Below are 17400 nucleotides of genomic sequence, written 5' to 3' on the forward strand. Positions count from 1 at the left end.
CCGTGTTAATTTGCCGCCGTGGTTATTGGTATGAATGGATTCTGCGGCCTTATTCAAAGGTGACTTGTGCTTACAGCAAAAGCAGGCGTTCACATTCTTGCCCCTGATCGCCCTTGTTCCTCGAGATAAGGCCCTCGGTTTGATTCGAACAGCGCGTCCAGCGTGCAAGCGCAAAGCTGGATTCGTGCCCCGACCTGCCACGTTGAAATGTTCCTGGATAGCTGTATTGCCGCGCTCTGCAAGGCATTCGCCTGGGCGTCGCACAAGCAGCAGCGAACGATTGTTATTTGCTACGTCGTGCACAAGTTGGAATGCCGCCGTCGTTGACGCTGGCCCTTTATAGAATCAGCAGGGGTTGATATGAAGTTCAAGTCATTGCAGGCACGTATTTGTGTCACGGCGGGCGTATGCCTGTTCATCTCGTCGATCAGTCTGGTTGTCTACGGACTCTTTTCCGCTCGTTCCAATGAGCAGTATGTTTCTGGCGAAGTGACGACGCTGATTGAAAAATCAACGATCCGGGAAATTCAGAACCTGGCCGGATCCCGGGCCAATGCCATCCAGGCCAAGCTGCAAAATGCCTTGGATGCGGCCCGCACCATGGCCAACACCTTTGCTGCCAGCAAGGCATCGCAGAGCCCGCTGGTACTGGGGCGCGATCAGGTCAACAGCATCTTGCTCAGTGTTCTCAAGGACAATCCCGAGTTCAATGGCACCTATTCCTGCTGGGAGCCGGATGCGCTGGATGGGCAGGATCTCGCGTTCCGTAATGAACGTGATGGCAACAACCCACTGACGGGACGTTTCACGCCTTACTGGACACGCAGCGCCGACGGCCATGTGGCGGTGCAACCCCTGGTGGAATACGACTCGGCAGACCGCCATCCCAACGGCGTACCGAAGGGAGGGTGGTACACCGGCCCGCGCGACACCCTGAAGGAAAGCGTGTTGGACCCTATCCCTTACGTGGTCCAGGGCAAGAACGTCTGGCTGACCACCTTATCGGTGCCGATCGTGTCCGACGGCAAGTTCCGTGGCGTAGTGGGGGCGGACTTCGACATCGCTTTTATCCAGAAACTCAGCGAGCAGATGTCTGCCGACCTCTACGGCGGCAAGGGCTCCGTATCGATCATGAGCAACCAAGGGCTAGTGGTTGCCGACAGCCAGCGTACCGAACTGATCGGGCAGCCCATCAAAACGCTGTTGCCCGACTCTTGGGAAAAAGTGTTACGCGATATCCAGAGTGGTCGTGGTGACGGCCAGCTCAATACGCAAACGCAGAACATCGAAGTGTTGATGCCCATTGAGCTGGGGCGCACAGGCAAGCCGTGGGCGGTGCTCATCCGGCTGCCCAAGGCGGTGGTCATGAGCCAGGCCATTGCCCTGGAGCAGGAGTTGCAGTCGCGCAGTATCAGCAACAGCATATGGCAAGTGTCGGTGGGGTTGGGTATTTCCCTGTTGGCCCTGGCGGCCCTGTGGCTGGCCGCGGCCAAGATCGTCGGGCCGATTCGCGAGGCCGCCGCCCTGGCCGCCAACATCAGCCTGGGGGATTTCTCCCGGCGCCTGGTGCAGAAATCCGAAGACGAAGTCGGGCAACTGTCGATTGCCCTCAATGACATGTCCGAGAGCCTGCAACGGCAGGTCAGGGTGGCCGAACGCATCTCCGAAGGCGACCTGGATCTGGAGGTCCGGCTGTCCTCGCCCCACGATACCCTTGGCAAATCGCTGGAGAAGATGGTCGGCAACCTCAACCAGTTGATCTGCGAAGTCCAGGCCAGCGCCACGCAAATCAGCGGCAGTTCGGCGCAGGTCACCGACCTGAGTCAATCCTTGTCCGAGGGGGCTTCCAATTCCGCTTCGTCGATCACCGAGATCAGCGCCGTGATGACGCAAATGGCTGCCCAGACCCGGGACAACGCCGCCAACGCCAAGAAAGCCGACGAGCAGTCCCAGGCGTCCCGCGCCGATGCCGGAGAAAGCGACAAGCTGATGAGCGAGTTGATTGCCGCGATGGCCGACATCGACAGTTCGGGCAAGGACATCACGGCAATCATCACCACCATCGACAACATTGCCGCGCAAACCAACCTGCTGGCGTTGAACGCAGCCATCGAGGCCGCCCGGGCTGGTGAGCTCGGGCGTGGTTTTGCCGTCGTGGCGGACGAGGTGCGCAGCCTGGCCGCCCGCAGTGCCGAAGCTGCACAGCAGACGGCGGCGCTGATTGCCGATTCGTCCGGCAAGACCCAACGCGGCATGGTCATTGCCGGCCGGACCGCCGAATCCCTCAAGAACATCGTCCATGGCACCAGTTCGGTCTCCAACCTCGTCTCGCTGATCTACCAGGCGTCCAGCGAGCAGGCTTCGGGCTTGCAGCAGGCCAGCGTCGGGTTGGAACAGATCGATGAAGTGACCCAGAAAAACCAGTCCAACTCACAGGAATGCGCAACGGCGGCCAAGGACCTGTCGGAGCGGGCCGGCGTGATGCAGCGGGTATTGAGTCGCTTCAAGGTCAAGCGCGCCTGAAGGGCGCCAACCGCCCTCTGGCCCAAGCCAAGGGCCTTCGTCCAGACATGACAAAACCCTGCATCGGTGTGCGATGCAGGGTTTTGTCAGATCCTGTAATGATTCCGCTCGTATGACGTGTCCTGAAGTTATGTAGGATTTTTATCCCCAATTACTTTCAGGTCGATATGAACGCCCACGTGGAACCTCCCGGCAGCTTGCTCCATTTCATCCCCCGCCTTTTTGCGACGTCTTTTCGAGGGAGTGAATAATCCCCATGGAATGGATCGTCGACCCCACGGCCTGGCTTGGCCTGTTGACCCTGATCGTGCTGGAGCTGGTGCTCGGCATCGATAACCTCGTATTCATTGCCATCCTCGCGGACAAGTTGCCGCCCGAGCAGCGTGATCGTGCCCGGGTGATCGGCCTGTCGCTGGCGTTGTTGATGCGCCTGGGCCTGTTGGCCAGCATTTCCTGGATGGTGACCCTGACCGAACCGTTGTTCGAGGTGTTCGGCAAGACGTTCTCGGGCCGGGACCTGATCATGCTGTTCGGTGGCGTGTTCCTGTTGTTCAAGGCCACCATGGAGTTGCATGAGCGCCTTGAAGGCCATGTGGCGCAACGCTCCGGCAACGCTGCCTATGCGCTGTTCTGGCCGATCGTGGCGCAGATCGTGGTGCTCGATGCGGTCTTTTCACTGGACGCGGTCATCACCGCCGTGGGGATGGTGGAGCACTTGTCGGTCATGATGATCGCGGTGATTTTCTCCATCGGCCTGATGATCGTTGCCAGCAAGCCGCTGACCCGTTTCGTCAACTCGCACCCCACGGTCATCATGCTCTGCCTGGGCTTCCTGATGATGATCGGTTTCAGCCTCACCGCAGAGGGCCTGGGCTTCCACATCCCGAAAGGCTACCTCTACGCCGCGATTGGTTTCTCGATCCTGATCGAGTTGTTCAACCAGTTGGCGCGGGCGCGTCGCAAGAAGAGCCTGCAAGGTCGCCGGCCGATGCGGGAGCGTACCGCCCATGCGGTGATGCGATTGCTCGGTGGGCAGAAGTTGAGTGCCGAAGAAGTGGGCGAGGAAATCGCCGACATGCTCGCCGGTGACGAGGTCGAGCAGGTGTTCGATCGGCGCGAGCGCGTCATGATCAGTGGCGTGCTGCAGTTGGCGGAGCGCCCGATCCGCACGGTGATGACAGCGCGTGCGGAGGTCGACCACATTGACCTGGACGACACGCCGCAAGCGATCCGCACGAAGCTGATGCATTCGTCGTATTCCCGACTGCCGTTGATTCGGGAAGGTCGCGTGGATGAGCCCTTGGGCTTCATCCACAAGAAGGAATTGCTCAAGGAAATGCTCGCCGGCAATCCGCCCAACCTGGAAGCCATGGCGCGCCAGGCCATCAACCTGCTGGACAGCTTCACGATCCTCAACGCGTTGGAGCAGATGCGCAAGGCGTCCACCCACATTGCGTTCGTGGTGAACGAATTCGGCGACTTCATCGGCCTGCTCACCATGACCGACATCCTCGAATCCATCGCCGGCGAGCTGCCGGACGCCAGTGAAATCGAAGGGCCGAACATCGTCGCGCAGGACGATGGCTATCTGGTCAGCGGTGCGCTGAATCTTAGCCAGATCCGCGAGCACGTCGGTTTCCAGGCGCAAGCGACCGATGATTACCAGACACTCGCGGGGTGGGTCATGAGCCTGCTGGATCGCTTGCCAGTCATCGGCGACCAATTGCATTGGGAGGGGTGGAACGTGACCGTCGTGGAGGTGCAGGAGCGTCGCGTTACGCGGGTCCTGATGCGCAGGGACGCGTAGGCGCCAGGGGCTGACGGGCAGGTGCTTGGCGAAATGCTTGCCGAGGGTGCGACAGCGTGACACTTCTTGTTATCCTGACGGCCCTCTTTCAAGGACGATTGCGAGACAATCATGGCTAACGACTCTTCGTCACCCATCGGGAAGGTATTGCTGGGCCTGCTGTTTGCCCTGATCGGTATCGGCCTGTTGGTCATCACGATCAATCTCACCCTTGAGCGCCGCGAGTTTCTCGCGCGTGCACAGATCGCCGACGGCGTCGTCAGCCGCCTGAATGCCGGCGGCTCGCACCCTGAGATCGCCTTCACCAGCGCCAGCGGTGAAAAAATATCCTATCCCCAGGGCGGCTTTATCTTTGGCTATCAGCAGGATCAGGCTGTGCGCGTGCATTACCTGCCCGAGCAGCCGGCTGGCAGCGCCATCGTCGATGACCTGGGAGCGCTGTGGGGCACTTCGGCGGTCCTGGGCGCGATCGGTCTGGTGTTCTCCCTCGTCGGCCTGGCCACCGTCTTGCGTCAGCGCGGCCGCGGTGCGGTTCATTCACATAAAGGACTTTGAACGTATGAGCTACAACATCCCAATCCCGGTCAATGAAAGTCGCTGGCAATACCAGACCGCCAGCGGTGGCGGCGTCACCGTGGCGATCGTGGCGGGCAGTGGCGGTTCGATCATCCTGCGTTCGCCAGAGGGCAAGGACGTCAGCTACTGCTACGGCGGTGTCGGCCTGGGCGTCGGGTTTGGTGCGCGGCTGCCACGCTTCGGCAAGGTCAATTTGCAGATCAAGGGCAAGAGCGTGGGCGCGGCCGGCGCGGCAGAGGCCTTTCCCAGCACTGGCAAGGTGTTTGTCAGCGATGCCTTGGCCAGCCGTGACCTGACCGACGACGACATCACCGGACCTTGCCTGTACACCGAGGTGGGCGCAGGCCTGGTGGTCGGTGGTTCGGCCACCGCCCTGTTGTTCGGGCTCGATCCCAAGCTGCTGGCCTTGTCAGTGGCCATGAGTTCCACTCCGGCCACCTCGCTGATCGCCCATAGCACAGTCAACCGCCAGTTGTTGCAGTCGGCCAAGGGCGCGTTGGTCATGGCGGGTATGAACGCCGGCGTACAGGCCGGTGGCGGCGCGGCCGTCTACATGGGCTATTTGTTCTAGCCCCGCGATTCAACGGGCATTACCCAGGGCCGGTTGATACCCGCCCACAAAAAAGCCGCGAATCAACGCGGCTTTTTTGTGGGCGACTACAGGGTACCGCATGCCAGGCCCGGCTCCTGAGCTCACCAGCGAAGCCAACCGGCCAGCACACGCCGCTCGTCGAGTGGGGCGCGTCGGCGCGTCGGCGCAGCGTGCAAATCCTGAACCCTTTACTAAAGTCACGGGTCCAGCTCCCCCTTAAAGGATTAAGCCATGGCAACCGCCGACAGTACGACGGAAAGTACCCATACCGTGAGAACGGGTCCTGGCACTGTCCAGGTCGATCTCAACGGCCTGTTCGACGATAACCAGAGCATCATTATCCAACCGGACGGCAAGATACTGATTGGCGGCTATACCGAATACCTAGCCTGGGGATACCCCGGGGCGCCCGGCGAGGAAAGCTACGGTTACGAACAGAACCACTGCGTTGTTCGCCTGAACGCCGATGGCAGCCTGGACACCGGCTTCCATGACGCAGGCATCGACATTGTCCCTGCCGCGATAGCCCCAGCGTCGCGCTACGAGCTGACGGCGGTGCAGTCCGATGGCAAGGTGCTTGTCGCCGTGGCGCTGAATACCGGTATACAGGTGGAGCGCTACAACAGCGATGGGACGCGCGATGCAACCTTTGGCCAGGGCGGTGTCATGACGGTCGGCATCAGCCATGACTTCAAGGATATCGACCTGACGGCCAATACCGATGGCACCTTCCAGGTCAGTGCCCGCGGGTTTGACCAGGCCACCGTGACGAGGATCGGCGACGATGGCACGTTCGTCGATGGCTTTGGCGACAAAGGCGTGCTGACAGTGAACATCCCCGCCGACCCGTACTACAACGGAGGGATTTCGACGGCGGTGCAGGCCGACGGCGGTGTCGTGGTCGCAGCGGCCTACAATGCGGCCGGCATGGGAGAACCGACGTACGCCCTGCAGCGCTTCACCCCTGATGGTCAGCGGGACAGCCATTTCGGTGACAACGGCGTCCTTTACCTGAGCCCCGCCATGGGCTTCGGCGAAGACTCGGTGGTTACCCTGCAGGCGGACGGCAAGATCATTGTCATGGGCCATGTCGCAGGCGACCCCTGGGCTACCGTGGCGCGGCTTAACGCTGACGGTTCCTTTGATACCGGCTTTGGTGCCCATGGCAAGGTGACCTTCGAGGCGGACACGCCGGTGGCCTTGGCGGTACAAGCCGATGGCAAGATCGTGGCTGCCGGCACGAGCAGCGGGGACTTCAGCGTCATTCGCTTGAACGCGGATGGCAGCGTAGATACCGGCTTCGGCAGCCAGGATGGCAATCTTCATGTGGAGGGGGACGCCGGCGAGGAAATCCTGCAAGGCTCCGATGCCGCCGAGATCATCCACGGCCTGGCGGGCGACGATGTGCTCCAGGGCAATGGCGGGCGCGATCTTCTGCAAGGGGGCGCTGGCGCTGACATCTTCCGTTTTACCGAACTGAGCGACAGCTTCCGTACCGATACGCAAAACAGCAGCGACCGGATCCTGGACTTCGATGCCTCCCAGGATCGCATCGACCTTATAGGCCTGGGCTTCATCGGCATCGGCAATGGTCACGACGCAACCTTGGCCGTGGTGGCCAGCGCCGACGGCACGCGCACCTACCTCAAGAGCTTCGATGCCGACGCCGCTGGTCAGCGGTTTGAGTTGGCCCTGGACGGCAATTGGGTGGGGCAGTTGAACGGCACCCACCTGGTGTTCACCGCGCCCACTGTAGAAGGTTCGGCTACCCAGGACACGATCACCGGTTCTGCCTTGTCGGAAATCATCTATGGCCTGGACGGTAATGATCGCATCAACGGCGGTGCGGGCGCAGATGTCATCATCGGCGGCAGGGGCGCTGACCGCCTCAACGGCGGCGACAGAACCGACCTCTCTCTCTGGACCGATCATCAGCAGAACGCCGACATTTTCCGCTATACCTCCACCGAGGACAGCTATCGCACGGACAGCCAGAGCTTCACCGACCTTATCGAAGGCTTCACGGTCGACGACAGGATCGATGTATCGGCGCTGGGCTATACCGGCTTCGGAGAGGGGACGGGCACGACGCTGAAGGTGGTTTACAACCAAGCATCGGATCGCACCTACCTGAAGGATGTAGAGGCGGATGCACAGGGCCACTGGTTCCAGATCGGCCTTGCTGGAGACTGGCGGGAAAGCCTTGACGAGGACCACATGATCTTCGCGCCCGATGCCGGGGTAGGGATGGTTGGCGTCGCGCCAGAGGTCGATCCAGGGCATCTGTTGACCTGATGCCTGCTCGAGACGGTCGCGTGGCGGTGGGTTGGCTGCCACGCGATGGTTTCATCCCTGTCGCCAGACAGCGAAAAGCCCCAATGAAGGGGCTTTTCAAACAGCAGCAGAGCTTTTTCCTACTTCCGATTACGCAAGCAGGCAGGCATTAGACGTTGAAGCGGAAGTGCATCACGTCGCCGTCCTTGACCACGTATTCCTTGCCTTCCAGGCGCCATTTGCCGGCTTCCTTGGCACCGGCCTCACCCTTGAACTGGATGAAGTCGTTGTAGGCGATGACTTCGGCGCGGATAAAGCCTTTTTCGAAGTCGGTGTGGATAACGCCAGCGGCTTGCGGAGCGGTGGCACCGACGCGGACGGTCCAGGCGCGGACTTCTTCGACACCGGCGGTGAAGTAGGTCTGCAGGTGAAGCATCTCGTAACCGGCACGGATCACGCGGTTCAGGCCCGGCTCTTCCAGGCCGAGGGCTTCAAGGAACATGTCCTTTTCTTCGCCGTCGTCCAGCTCGGCGATTTCCGCTTCGATCTTGTTGCAGACCGGAACGACCACGGCGCCTTCTTCTTCGGCGATGGCCTTGACCACGTCCAGGTGCGGGTTGTTTTCGAAGCCGTCTTCAGCGACGTTGGCGATGTACATCACCGGCTTGGTGGTCAGCAGGTGGAAGCCCTTGATCACCTGCTTCTCGTCGGCGCCCATGTTTTTCATCAGGCTGCGCGCAGGCTTGCCTTCGGTGAAGTGGGCAATCAGTTGCTCCAGCAGGCCTTTCTGGACCACGGCGTCCTTGTCGCCACCCTTGGCATTGCGGGCGACTTTCTGCAGTTGCTTCTCGCAGCTGTCGAGGTCGGCAAAGATCAGTTCCAGGTCGATGATTTCGATGTCGCGTTTCGGGTCGACGCTGTTGGAGACGTGAATCACGTTCTCGTCTTCGAAGCAGCGCACCACGTGGGCGATGGCGTCGGTTTCACGGATGTTGGCCAGGAACTTGTTGCCCAGGCCTTCGCCTTTCGAGGCACCGGCCACCAGGCCCGCGATGTCGACGAATTCCATGGTGGTCGGCAGGATGCGCTTGGGATTGACGATCGCCGCCAGAGCGTCCAGGCGCGAATCGGGCATCGGCACGATGCCGCTGTTCGGCTCGATGGTGCAGAAGGGGAAGTTCTCGGCCGCGATACCGGATTTGGTCAGGGCGTTGAACAGGGTGGACTTACCGACGTTAGGCAGGCCGACGATGCCGCAATTGAATCCCATGGTGTTTCCCCGAGGAGTGAGTGTCAGGCCTTCTGGCTGTGCAGGTTTTTCATCGCGCGGTTCCATTCACCGGCGAGGATATCCGGCAGCACGCCGAGGGCAAAGTCGATGCTGGCATCGAGTTTTTCCTGTTCGGCGCGAGGCGCACGACCCAGGACAAAGTTTGAAACCATGCTGGCAACGCCCGGGTGGCCAATGCCGAGCCGCAGGCGGTAAAAGGTATTCTGATTGCCCAGTTGCGCGATGATGTCGCGCAACCCGTTGTGACCGCCGTGGCCGCCGCCCTGCTTGAGCTTGGCAACGCCCGGAGGCAGGTCGAGTTCGTCGTGGGCCACCAGGATTTCTTCCGGCTTGATGCGAAAGAAACCAGCCAATGCCGCCACGGCCTGGCCGCTACGGTTCATGTAGGTGGTGGGAATCAACAGGCGAACATCCTGACCCTGGTGCGAGAAGCGCCCGGTCAGGCCGAAATATTTGCGATCGGCTGCCAGGCTGACGCCTTGTGCGTGCGCGATGCGCTCAACAAAAAGGGCCCCTGCGTTATGCCGGGTCTGTTCGTATTCAGCGCCTGGATTTCCCAAGCCAACGATCAGTTTTATGGCAGTCACGATAGGGGCCCTTCCTGGAGTGTGGATAACGTCGCGGTCAGTTCGAAGCGACAGTGGATGAACAGTGCGGATCTACCGTTAAGTAAACTTCGCGTTCTCGCCCGCTGTCTCGCTACGTTCCAGTCCGCGATGGTTCCGGTCACTCCGGCGACAGAGTGAAATTACTCTGCAGCGCCTTCTTCGGTAGCTTCTGGAGCAACACGTGGAGCGTGGACGTTGGCAACAGCCTTGTCATCGCCGTGTGCCAGGGCAACAAACTCAACGCCTTTAGGAGCCTTGAGGTCGGACAGGTGAATGATCGTGCCGATTTCGGCGTCAGCCAGGTCGACTTCGATGAATTCAGGCAGGTCTTTCGGCAGGCAGGACACTTCGATTTCCGAAGTCACGTGCGAGATTTCGCCGCCTTTCTTGACCGGAGCAGCTTCGTTGATGAAGTGCACTGGAACAACAGCAGTCAGCTTCTGACCGGCAACAACGCGGACGAAGTCGGCGTGCAGCACGTGGCCTTTGGCTGGGTGACGTTGCAGGGCCTTGATCACGACGTTCTGCTTGGAACCACCTACGTTCAGCTCGATGATGTGGCTGTAGGCCGCTTCGTTTTCGAGCAGTTTGGCAACGTCTTTGGCCAGCATGCTGATGGACTCAGGGGCTTTGTCGCCACCGTAGACTACAGCTGGAACCAGGCTTGCGAGACGACGCAGGCGGCGGCTCGCACCTTTCCCCAGGTCGGAACGCACTTCAGCATTCAGAGTAAAATCGTTCATGTTGTATCTCCAGGATAACCATACTCGCCCCAGCGTTTGCGACCAGCGCTAAAGGCGATATGGGCAAAAAAGCCCCGCCCCGACAGTGAATGCCGGGGCGGGGCGCTTTTCGTCAACGAGATGTCATCGCGAGGGCAGGGCCCTTAGCGGAACATCGCGCTGATCGATTCTTCATTGCTGATGCGGCGAACCGCTTCGGCAACAACCGGTGCGATATCCAGTTGACGGATACGCGCACAGGCTTGTGCTGCTGCGGACAACGGGATGGTGTTGGTCACCACCAGTTCGTCCAGCACGGAATTTTCAATGTTCTCGATCGCCCGACCCGACAGCACAGGGTGTGTGCAGTAGGCAAAGACCTTGGCTGCGCCATGCTCTTTCAGGGCCTTGGCCGCGTGGCACAAGGTGCCGGCGGTATCGACCATGTCGTCGACCAGGATACAGGTACGCCCTTCGACGTCGCCGATGATGTGCATCACTTCGGAGTGATTGGCCTTCTCACGACGTTTGTCGATGATACCCAGGTCCACGCCCAGGGATTTGGCAACGGCACGTGCACGCACGACACCGCCAATGTCCGGGGAGACGATCATCAGGTTTTCGAAGCGCTGGTCTTCAATGTCATCCACCAGAACGGGGGAGCCGTAGATGTTGTCCACGGGAATATCGAAGAAGCCCTGGATCTGGTCAGCGTGCAGGTCAACCGTGAGAACACGGTCGATGCCAACGACGGTGAGCATATCAGCCACGACTTTCGCGCTGATGGCCACACGTGCGGAACGCGGACGGCGATCCTGGCGGGCATAACCAAAGTAAGGAATAACAGCAGTGATACGAGTAGCCGAGGAGCGGCGGAAGGCATCAGCCATCACGACGAGTTCCATCAGGTTATCGTTGGTCGGAGCGCAGGTCGGCTGAATAATGAAGACGTCTTTACCGCGAACGTTTTCATTGATCTCGGCAGTGATTTCGCCGTCGGAGAACTTACCGACAGAAATGTCACCGAGAGGGATATGCAGCTGACGTACGACACGCCGAGCCAGATCGGGGTTGGCGTTCCCCGTAAAGACCATCATCTTGGACACGCGCAGTACCTGAAGGCTGAGGGTATACCTGGATGAGTATAGGAAAATGGCAGGGGCGGCTGGATTCGAACCAACGCATGGCAGGATCAAAACCTGCTGCCTTACCGCTTGGCGACGCCCCTGTATCTGTTGCTGCGAGTGCCCAGCACTCGATTCCTTTTAGAGCAGGCTTTGCAGCTTGCGGTGCAACATCGAAACGTTGCTTCCTTTTGCTACAAACCCTGTAAGGGTCTCTGTAAGAAGGGCCGAGACTTTATCAGCTTCAGCTTTGCTTGGGAAGCCCCCAAACACACAACTTCCAGTTCCGGTGAGTTTTGCTTCGGTAAATTTACCTAGCAAATTCAAAGCGTTACGAACATCTGGATAACGCCTCGCTACCACCGGTAAGCAGTCATTTCGACTGTTTCCCTTGGGAACGGGGCGCACTTTAATGGGAGGAGAGTTACGTGTCAACAGTGGATCTGAAAAAATTTCTGCTGTACTTACAGAGACTTGCGGCACCAGTACCAGGTACCAGGGTTCTTCGGGTTCTACCGGCGTGAGTTTTTCCCCGACGCCTTCGGCAAAAGCGGCGTGCCCACGCACGAAAACCGGGACGTCGGCCCCCAGTTCCAGGCCCAGCGCCGCCAGTCGATCGGCGTCCCAACCCCGTTGCCAGAGGTGGTTGAGCCCGAGCAAAGTCGTCGCCGCATTTGAACTGCCGCCGCCGATTCCGCCGCCCATGGGCAGGATTTTTTCGATCCAGATGTCGATGCCCAGCGCGCAGCCGGATTGTTCCTGGAGTTTTTTCGCGGCCCTGACGATCAGGTTGCTGTCATGGGGCACGCCCTCGAACTCGGTGTGCAGGCGAATCACGCCGTCGTCGCGCACGGCAAAAGTGATCTCGTCACCGTAGTCGAGAAACTGGAAGATCGTTTGCAGTTCGTGATAACCGTCCGGGCGACGCCCGAGGATGTGCAGCATCAGGTTGAGCTTGGCCGGCGAGGGCAGGGTCAGGCGTGAAGCGGTCATGTCATTGCCCCAGCTTGCGTGGTTGCCACTGCTTGATCACCAGCGTCACGTCGAGGTTGCTGCCGTGCAGTTTGATGCGCTCGGGCAGCCAGTAGCCGTTCTGCTGGGCATAGCTGAGGTATTCGATCTGCCAATCGTCCTGTTCCAGGTTGGACAGGCGGCTGTCGGCGTCAAGGGTCAGGCGACTCTTGCTGTCCGGTGCCGGCAAACCGCGTACCCACCAGGTCAGGTGGGAAACCGGCAATTTCCAGCCCAGTTGCTCTTCCAGCAAGGCTTCGGGCGTCGGCGCCTCGTAGCGCCCCTGGTTGGCCACTTCCAGTGCCACCTGGCCCGGCCGGCCGGTCAGGCGGGCCGCGCCGCGACCCAGCGGGCCCGACAGGCGAATGTCGTAGTAGTCCTGGCGCTGCAGCCAGAACAGCGTGCCGCTACCCGAATCCTTCGGTGCGCGGATGCCGATCTTGCCGTCGATCTGCCAGCCGTCGAGGCCGCTCAGTTGGGTCTTGTGCTCGCGCCACTGGGCCGGGTTGCCATGGCCCTGGACCGATTCACGGGCACCGAAGCCCGCGCAACCGGCGAGCAGGGCGATGAAGCTGAAAACGATGAAGTGGCGCAAAAACATGGTCTTAGAGGGTCTCTGATCCGGTCAGGCGTTTGATGGTACCGCGCAAGATCGGGCTGTCGGGCTGCTCCTTGAGGAAGCGGCTCCAGATCTGCCGGGCTTCGCGTTGTTTGCCGTTGGCCCACAGGACTTCGCCCAGGTGCGCGGCGACTTCCTGGTCGGGGAAACGCTCCAGGGCCTGACGCAACAGGCGTTCGGCTTCGTCGAGATTGCCCAGGCGGAAGTTCACCCAGCCCAGGCTGTCGAGCACGGCAGGGTCTTCCGGGTTGATCTGGTGGGCCTGTTCGATCAGCAACTTGGCCTCGTCATAGCGGGTGGTGCGATCCGACAGGGTGTAGCCGAGGGCGTTCAGGGCCATGGCGTTGTCCGGGTCGCGCTGGATGATCAGGCGCAGGTCTTTCTCCATCTGGCCCAGGTCATTGCGTTTTTCCGCCTGCATGGCGCGGGTGTACAGCAGGTTCAGGTCGTCCGGGTACTGCTTCAAGGCTTGTTGCAGCACATTCCAGGCCTTGTCGCCCTGATTGTTGGCCGACAGGGTCTCGGCTTCGATCAGGTACAACTGGATGCCGTAGTCCGGCTGGGCGTCGCGCTGCACGGCCAGCCGGCTCTGGGCTTCGGCGGTCTTGCCGTTGCTCATCAGGATATCGGCCTGGCGCAACTGGGCCGGCAGGTAGTCGTTGCCCGGGCCGACCTGGGCGTATTCGATCAATGCGCTTTCGGGGTCGTTGCGTTCCTCGGCGATGCGGCCCAGGTTCAGGTGGGCCGAATCGACGTGGCTTTCCCTTGCGATCAGGTCTTCCAGATAGCCCCTGGCCTCGTCCCAGGCTTTGGCTTCCAGGCAGACCAGCGCCAGGGAATAGCGCAAGTCGTCGTCTTCCGGGTATTGCTGGACCAGGCTGGAGAACTCCACCTTGGCGTCGTCCATGCGGTTGTTCTCTACCAGCATGCGGGCGTAGGTGAGGCGCAGGCGCTTGTCGTCCGGGTATTTCTTGATGCTTTTTTCCAGCAGAGGCAGGGCTTCGTCACCGCGATTCAAGCCTTGCAGCAGGCGGGCGCGCAGCAGGATAGGCGCCACTTCGCCGGCTTCCGGCGGATTGTCTTCCAGCAGGCTGAGGGCACCCTGGGTGTCGCCATCCTGTTGCATCAGCAGGGCCTTGCCAAAAATCAGCTGGCCGTTGTTCGGATGACGCTGCAACAGCCGATCGAAGCTTTTCATCAGGCCGTTGCGGGTTTCCTGGTCGGTGTCGGCTGCCGACAGCGCCAGGAAGTCGAAATGGGTGTCGCCCTTGCCCAGCAGGACTTTCTCCATGTACATCATGGAGTCGTCGTAGCGCCCGGCCCGCGCCAGTTGCACGGCGGCGGCGCGCTGCGCTTCCAGGTCGTCCGGGGCATTCTTGGCCCAGATCAGTGCGGTATCCAGCGCGGGCTGGTCGGCGCCCAGGTACTCGGCGATGCGAAACGCCCGCTCGGAGATGCCCGGGTCCTGGGTATTGATGGCCTGGGTCACATAGTTGTCCAGCGCAATGTCGAAGCGATTGCGCTGGCCTGCCAGTTCGGCGCTCAACAGGCTGAAGATGGTTTCTTCGCTGAACGAGCCGTAGACCTTGGGCTTTTCAGGGGCTTGCGTGCTGTCTTCGACCGGTGGGGAACCGTCTGTCGACACGGGGGCCATGGACTGGCAGCCGCTGAGCAAGGCAAGAGCGAGGAATAACGCGGAAGATCTATTCATATAGGAAGAGGACGACTAACCTGCGGTCGGATCATCATGACACAAGCCTTCGGTCAAACATAACCGCCCCGTCGATTTACGCGCGGGTGTCGGGCGATAGAGATCGAGTGGTTGTTCTGAATCTGGCGAAGTAGGACAATTGCCGGCTTCACGTCACCATCAGCGACCTTGAATGGCCTTCCTTGCACTTGGTATTAACCACAAGACTGCTTCAGTAGACGTCCGCGAGCGCGTGGCCTTTACGCCTGAGCAGCTGGTTGAGGCCCTGCAGCAGCTCTGCCGACTGACCGACAGCCGCGAAGCCGCGATCCTCTCCACCTGCAACCGCAGCGAGCTTTATATAGAACAGGATCACGTTTCGGCCGATTCGGTGCTGCGCTGGCTGGCCGGTTTTCACGACCTGAGCCTCGAAGAGCTGCGTGCCAGTGCCTATGTGCACGAAGACGATGCGGCCGTTCGTCACATGATGCGCGTGGCCTCGGGCCTCGATTCGCTGGTACTGGGCGAGCCGCAGATCCTCGGCCAGATGAAGTCGGCCTACGCCGTGGCCCGCGAGGCCGGAACCGTTGGCCCGCTGCTGGGGCGGCTGTTCCAGGCCACGTTCAACGCCGCCAAGCAGGTGCGCACCGACACCGCCATCGGCGAGAACCCGGTGTCCGTGGCGTTTGCCGCCGTCAGCCTGGCGAAACAGATTTTCAGCGACCTGCAACGCAGCCAGGCGCTGCTGATCGGCGCAGGCGAGACCATCACCCTGGTCGCCCGTCATCTTCACGACCTGGGGGTCAAGCGCATCGTCGTCGCCAACCGAACTCTGGAGCGCGCCAGTATCCTGGCCGAACAGTTCGGCGCCCACGCGGTGCTGCTGTCGGACATTCCCGCCGAGCTCGTGCACAGCGACATTGTCATCAGTTCCACCGCCAGCCAATTGCCGATCCTGGGCAAGGGCGCGGTGGAAAGCGCCCTGAAGCTGCGCAAGCACAAACCGATCTTCATGGTCGACATCGCCGTTCCCCGGGACATCGAGCCGGAAGTCGGCGAGCTGGACGACGTCTACCTCTACAGCGTCGACGACCTGCACGAGGTGGTGGCCGAGAACCTCAAGAGCCGGCAGGGCGCGGCCCAGGCGGCGGAAGAGATGATCACCGTCGGCGCCGAGGACTTCATGGTGCGCCTGCGCGAGCTGGCGGCGGTGGATGTGCTCAAGGCGTACCGTCAGCAGAGCGAACGCCTGCGCGACGAAGAACTGCAAAAGGCCCAGCGCCTGCTGGCCAACGGCGGCAGTGCCGAAGAGGTGTTGGTGCAACTGGCGCGCGGCCTGACCAACAAACTGCTCCATGCCCCCAGTGTCCAGCTCAAGAAGCTGACCGCCGAGGGCCGTCTCGATGCGCTGGCCATGGCCCAGGAACTGTTTGCCCTCGGTGAGGGTTCACCGGATAGCTTTTCGGATAAAAAAACGCAATGAAAGCGTCACTGCTCAACAAGCTGGACATTCTCCAGGACCGTTTCGAAGAACTGACCGCCTTGTTGGGCGACGGCGAAGTCATTTCCGACCAGAACAAATTCCGCGCCTATTCCAAGGAGTACGCGGAGGTCGAGCCGATTGTCGTGGCTTACAAGCACTTGCTCAAAGTGCAGGGCGACCTTGAAAGCGCCCAGGCGCTGCTCAAGGACAGCGACCCGGACCTGCGGGAAATGGCGGTGGAGGAAGTCCGCGAGGCCAAGGAACAGTTGATCGAGCTGGAAAGCCGCCTGCAACGCATGCTGTTGCCCAAGGACCCGAACGACGGGCGCAACGTGTTCCTGGAGATTCGCGCCGGCACCGGTGGCGACGAAGCGGCGATCTTTTCCGGCGACCTGTTCCGCATGTATTCGCGTTACGCCGAGCGGCGCGGCTGGCGCGTGGAGATCCTCTCGGAAAACGAAGGCGAACACGGCGGCTATAAGGAAGTCATCGCCCGGGTCGAGGGCGACAACGTCTACGGCAAGCTCAAGTTCGAATCCGGCGCCCACCGCGTGCAGCGCGTGCCGGCCACCGAATCCCAGGGCCGCATCCACACCTCGGCCTGTACCGTGGCGGTGTTGCCCGAGCCGGACGAGCAGGAAGCCATCGAGATCAACCCGGCGGACCTGCGGATCGACACCTACCGCTCTTCCGGGGCGGGCGGCCAGCACGTCAACAAGACCGACTCGGCGATCCGCATCACGCACTTGCCCTCGGGCATCGTGGTCGAGTGCCAGGAAGAGCGCTCCCAGCACAAGAACCGGGCGCGGGCCATGGCCTGGTTGTCGGCCAAGCTCAACGACCAGCAGACCAGCGCCGCCGCCAACGCCATCGCCAGCGAGCGAAAATTGCTGGTGGGCTCCGGGGATCGCTCCGAGCGGATCCGCACCTACAACTTCGCCCAGGGCCGGGTCACCGACCATCGCGTCAACCTGACCCTGTATTCCCTCGACGACATTCTTGCCGGCGGGGTCGATGCGGTCATCGAGCCGTTGCTGGCCGAGTACCAGGCCGACCAGTTGGCGGCGATTGGCGATTAAG

14 protein-coding genes, 1 tRNA gene and 1 pseudogene are annotated in these 17400 nt (G+C 61.0%); 8 read left to right on the top strand and 8 right to left on the bottom strand.

The features are described from left to right. Positions 1-600: 600 nt before the first annotated feature. From AD664_RS28195 to AD664_RS15305, 6 genes and pseudogenes are all read left to right on the top strand, one after another. Positions 601-1623, top strand: a pseudogene (locus AD664_RS28195) (HAMP domain-containing protein); the annotation flags it as partial. A gap of 111 nt (positions 1624-1734) precedes the next feature. Further along, positions 1735-2523: a methyl-accepting chemotaxis protein gene (locus tag AD664_RS28200; protein WP_371260962.1), complete on the top strand. Its 789-nt coding sequence runs from the start codon at positions 1735-1737 to the stop codon at positions 2521-2523. A 256-nt stretch (positions 2524-2779) separates the two neighbouring features. After that, entirely contained in the window at positions 2780-4330 is a 1551-nt protein-coding gene (locus tag AD664_RS15290; RefSeq protein WP_053147650.1) for a TerC family protein, read from the top strand. Between the two features lie 111 nt (positions 4331-4441). After that, positions 4442-4885: a DUF3592 domain-containing protein gene (locus AD664_RS15295; RefSeq protein ID WP_053147652.1), complete on the top strand. Its 444-nt coding sequence runs from the start codon at positions 4442-4444 to the stop codon at positions 4883-4885. A 4-nt stretch (positions 4886-4889) separates the two neighbouring features. After that, positions 4890-5477, top strand: coding sequence for a hypothetical protein (locus tag AD664_RS15300; protein ID WP_047735976.1), 588 nt, complete (start codon positions 4890-4892; stop codon positions 5475-5477). Between the two features lie 252 nt (positions 5478-5729). Continuing rightward, complete coding sequence (locus AD664_RS15305; RefSeq protein ID WP_053147656.1) at positions 5730-7793, top strand: calcium-binding protein; 2064 nt, start codon at positions 5730-5732, stop codon at positions 7791-7793. Between the two features lie 148 nt (positions 7794-7941). Here AD664_RS15305 and ychF read toward each other — a convergent pair whose 3' ends face one another. From ychF to AD664_RS15345, 8 genes are all read right to left on the bottom strand, one after another. Beyond that, positions 7942-9042, bottom strand: coding sequence for a redox-regulated ATPase YchF (gene ychF, locus AD664_RS15310; protein WP_053147658.1), 1101 nt, complete (start codon positions 9040-9042; stop codon positions 7942-7944). Positions 9043-9065: 23 nt separating this feature from the next. Next, positions 9066-9650: an aminoacyl-tRNA hydrolase gene (gene pth, locus AD664_RS15315; RefSeq protein ID WP_047735973.1), complete on the bottom strand. Its 585-nt coding sequence runs from the start codon at positions 9648-9650 to the stop codon at positions 9066-9068. Between the two features lie 161 nt (positions 9651-9811). After that, positions 9812-10414 (bottom strand): 50S ribosomal protein L25/general stress protein Ctc, encoded by a 603-nt coding sequence (locus AD664_RS15320; RefSeq protein WP_042730406.1) that lies wholly within the window; start codon positions 10412-10414, stop codon positions 9812-9814. 143 nt (positions 10415-10557) lie between these two features. Continuing rightward, entirely contained in the window at positions 10558-11499 is a 942-nt protein-coding gene (locus tag AD664_RS15325) for a ribose-phosphate pyrophosphokinase (protein ID WP_003171603.1), read from the bottom strand. Between the two features lie 47 nt (positions 11500-11546). Then, positions 11547-11621 (bottom strand) — tRNA-Gln (locus tag AD664_RS15330). 37 nt (positions 11622-11658) lie between these two features. Next, on the bottom strand, positions 11659-12510 hold the full coding sequence (gene ispE, locus AD664_RS15335; protein ID WP_053147660.1) for a 4-(cytidine 5'-diphospho)-2-C-methyl-D-erythritol kinase: 852 nt from the start codon (positions 12508-12510) through the stop codon (positions 11659-11661). Between the two features lies 1 nt (position 12511). Further along, entirely contained in the window at positions 12512-13129 is a 618-nt protein-coding gene (gene lolB / locus AD664_RS15340; RefSeq protein ID WP_042730408.1) for a lipoprotein insertase outer membrane protein LolB, read from the bottom strand. A 4-nt stretch (positions 13130-13133) separates the two neighbouring features. Then, complete coding sequence (locus tag AD664_RS15345) at positions 13134-14858, bottom strand: tetratricopeptide repeat protein (RefSeq protein WP_053147662.1); 1725 nt, start codon at positions 14856-14858, stop codon at positions 13134-13136. Between the two features lie 172 nt (positions 14859-15030). On the opposite strand from AD664_RS15345, the gene hemA reads away from it, so the two are divergent. After that, positions 15031-16320: a glutamyl-tRNA reductase gene (gene hemA / locus AD664_RS15350; protein WP_042730410.1), complete on the top strand. Its 1290-nt coding sequence runs from the start codon at positions 15031-15033 to the stop codon at positions 16318-16320. Then, positions 16317-17399, top strand: a complete 1083-nt coding sequence (gene prfA / locus AD664_RS15355) for a peptide chain release factor 1 (protein WP_053147664.1) — start codon at positions 16317-16319, stop codon at positions 17397-17399. Before hemA ends, prfA begins: the two co-directional genes overlap by 4 nt. Position 17400: the final 1 nt, after the last annotated feature.

The sequence above is a fragment of the Pseudomonas sp. P97.38 genome, from assembly GCF_001269745.1.
Taxonomy (GTDB): Bacteria; Pseudomonadota; Gammaproteobacteria; order Pseudomonadales; family Pseudomonadaceae; genus Aquipseudomonas; species Aquipseudomonas chlororaphis_E.

What these genes read in the sequence shown, in the direction of transcription:
- AD664_RS28200 (WP_371260962.1), top strand. Translation starts at nt 1,735, where the DNA reads ATGGTCGGCAACCTCAACCAGTTGATCTGCGAAGTCCAGGCCAGCGCC.
- AD664_RS15290 (WP_053147650.1), top strand. Translation starts at nt 2,780, where the DNA reads ATGGAATGGATCGTCGACCCCACGGCCTGGCTTGGCCTGTTGACCCTG.
- AD664_RS15295 (WP_053147652.1), top strand. Translation starts at nt 4,442, where the DNA reads ATGGCTAACGACTCTTCGTCACCCATCGGGAAGGTATTGCTGGGCCTG.
- AD664_RS15300 (WP_047735976.1), top strand. Translation starts at nt 4,890, where the DNA reads ATGAGCTACAACATCCCAATCCCGGTCAATGAAAGTCGCTGGCAATAC.
- AD664_RS15305 (WP_053147656.1), top strand. Translation starts at nt 5,730, where the DNA reads ATGGCAACCGCCGACAGTACGACGGAAAGTACCCATACCGTGAGAACG.
- ychF (WP_053147658.1), bottom strand. Translation starts at nt 9,042, where the DNA reads ATGGGATTCAATTGCGGCATCGTCGGCCTGCCTAACGTCGGTAAGTCC.
- AD664_RS15320 (WP_042730406.1), bottom strand. Translation starts at nt 10,414, where the DNA reads ATGAACGATTTTACTCTGAATGCTGAAGTGCGTTCCGACCTGGGGAAA.
- ispE (WP_053147660.1), bottom strand. Translation starts at nt 12,510, where the DNA reads ATGACCGCTTCACGCCTGACCCTGCCCTCGCCGGCCAAGCTCAACCTG.
- lolB (WP_042730408.1), bottom strand. Translation starts at nt 13,129, where the DNA reads ATGTTTTTGCGCCACTTCATCGTTTTCAGCTTCATCGCCCTGCTCGCC.
- AD664_RS15345 (WP_053147662.1), bottom strand. Translation starts at nt 14,858, where the DNA reads ATGAATAGATCTTCCGCGTTATTCCTCGCTCTTGCCTTGCTCAGCGGC.
- hemA (WP_042730410.1), top strand. Translation starts at nt 15,031, where the DNA reads ATGGCCTTCCTTGCACTTGGTATTAACCACAAGACTGCTTCAGTAGAC.
- prfA (WP_053147664.1), top strand. Translation starts at nt 16,317, where the DNA reads ATGAAAGCGTCACTGCTCAACAAGCTGGACATTCTCCAGGACCGTTTC.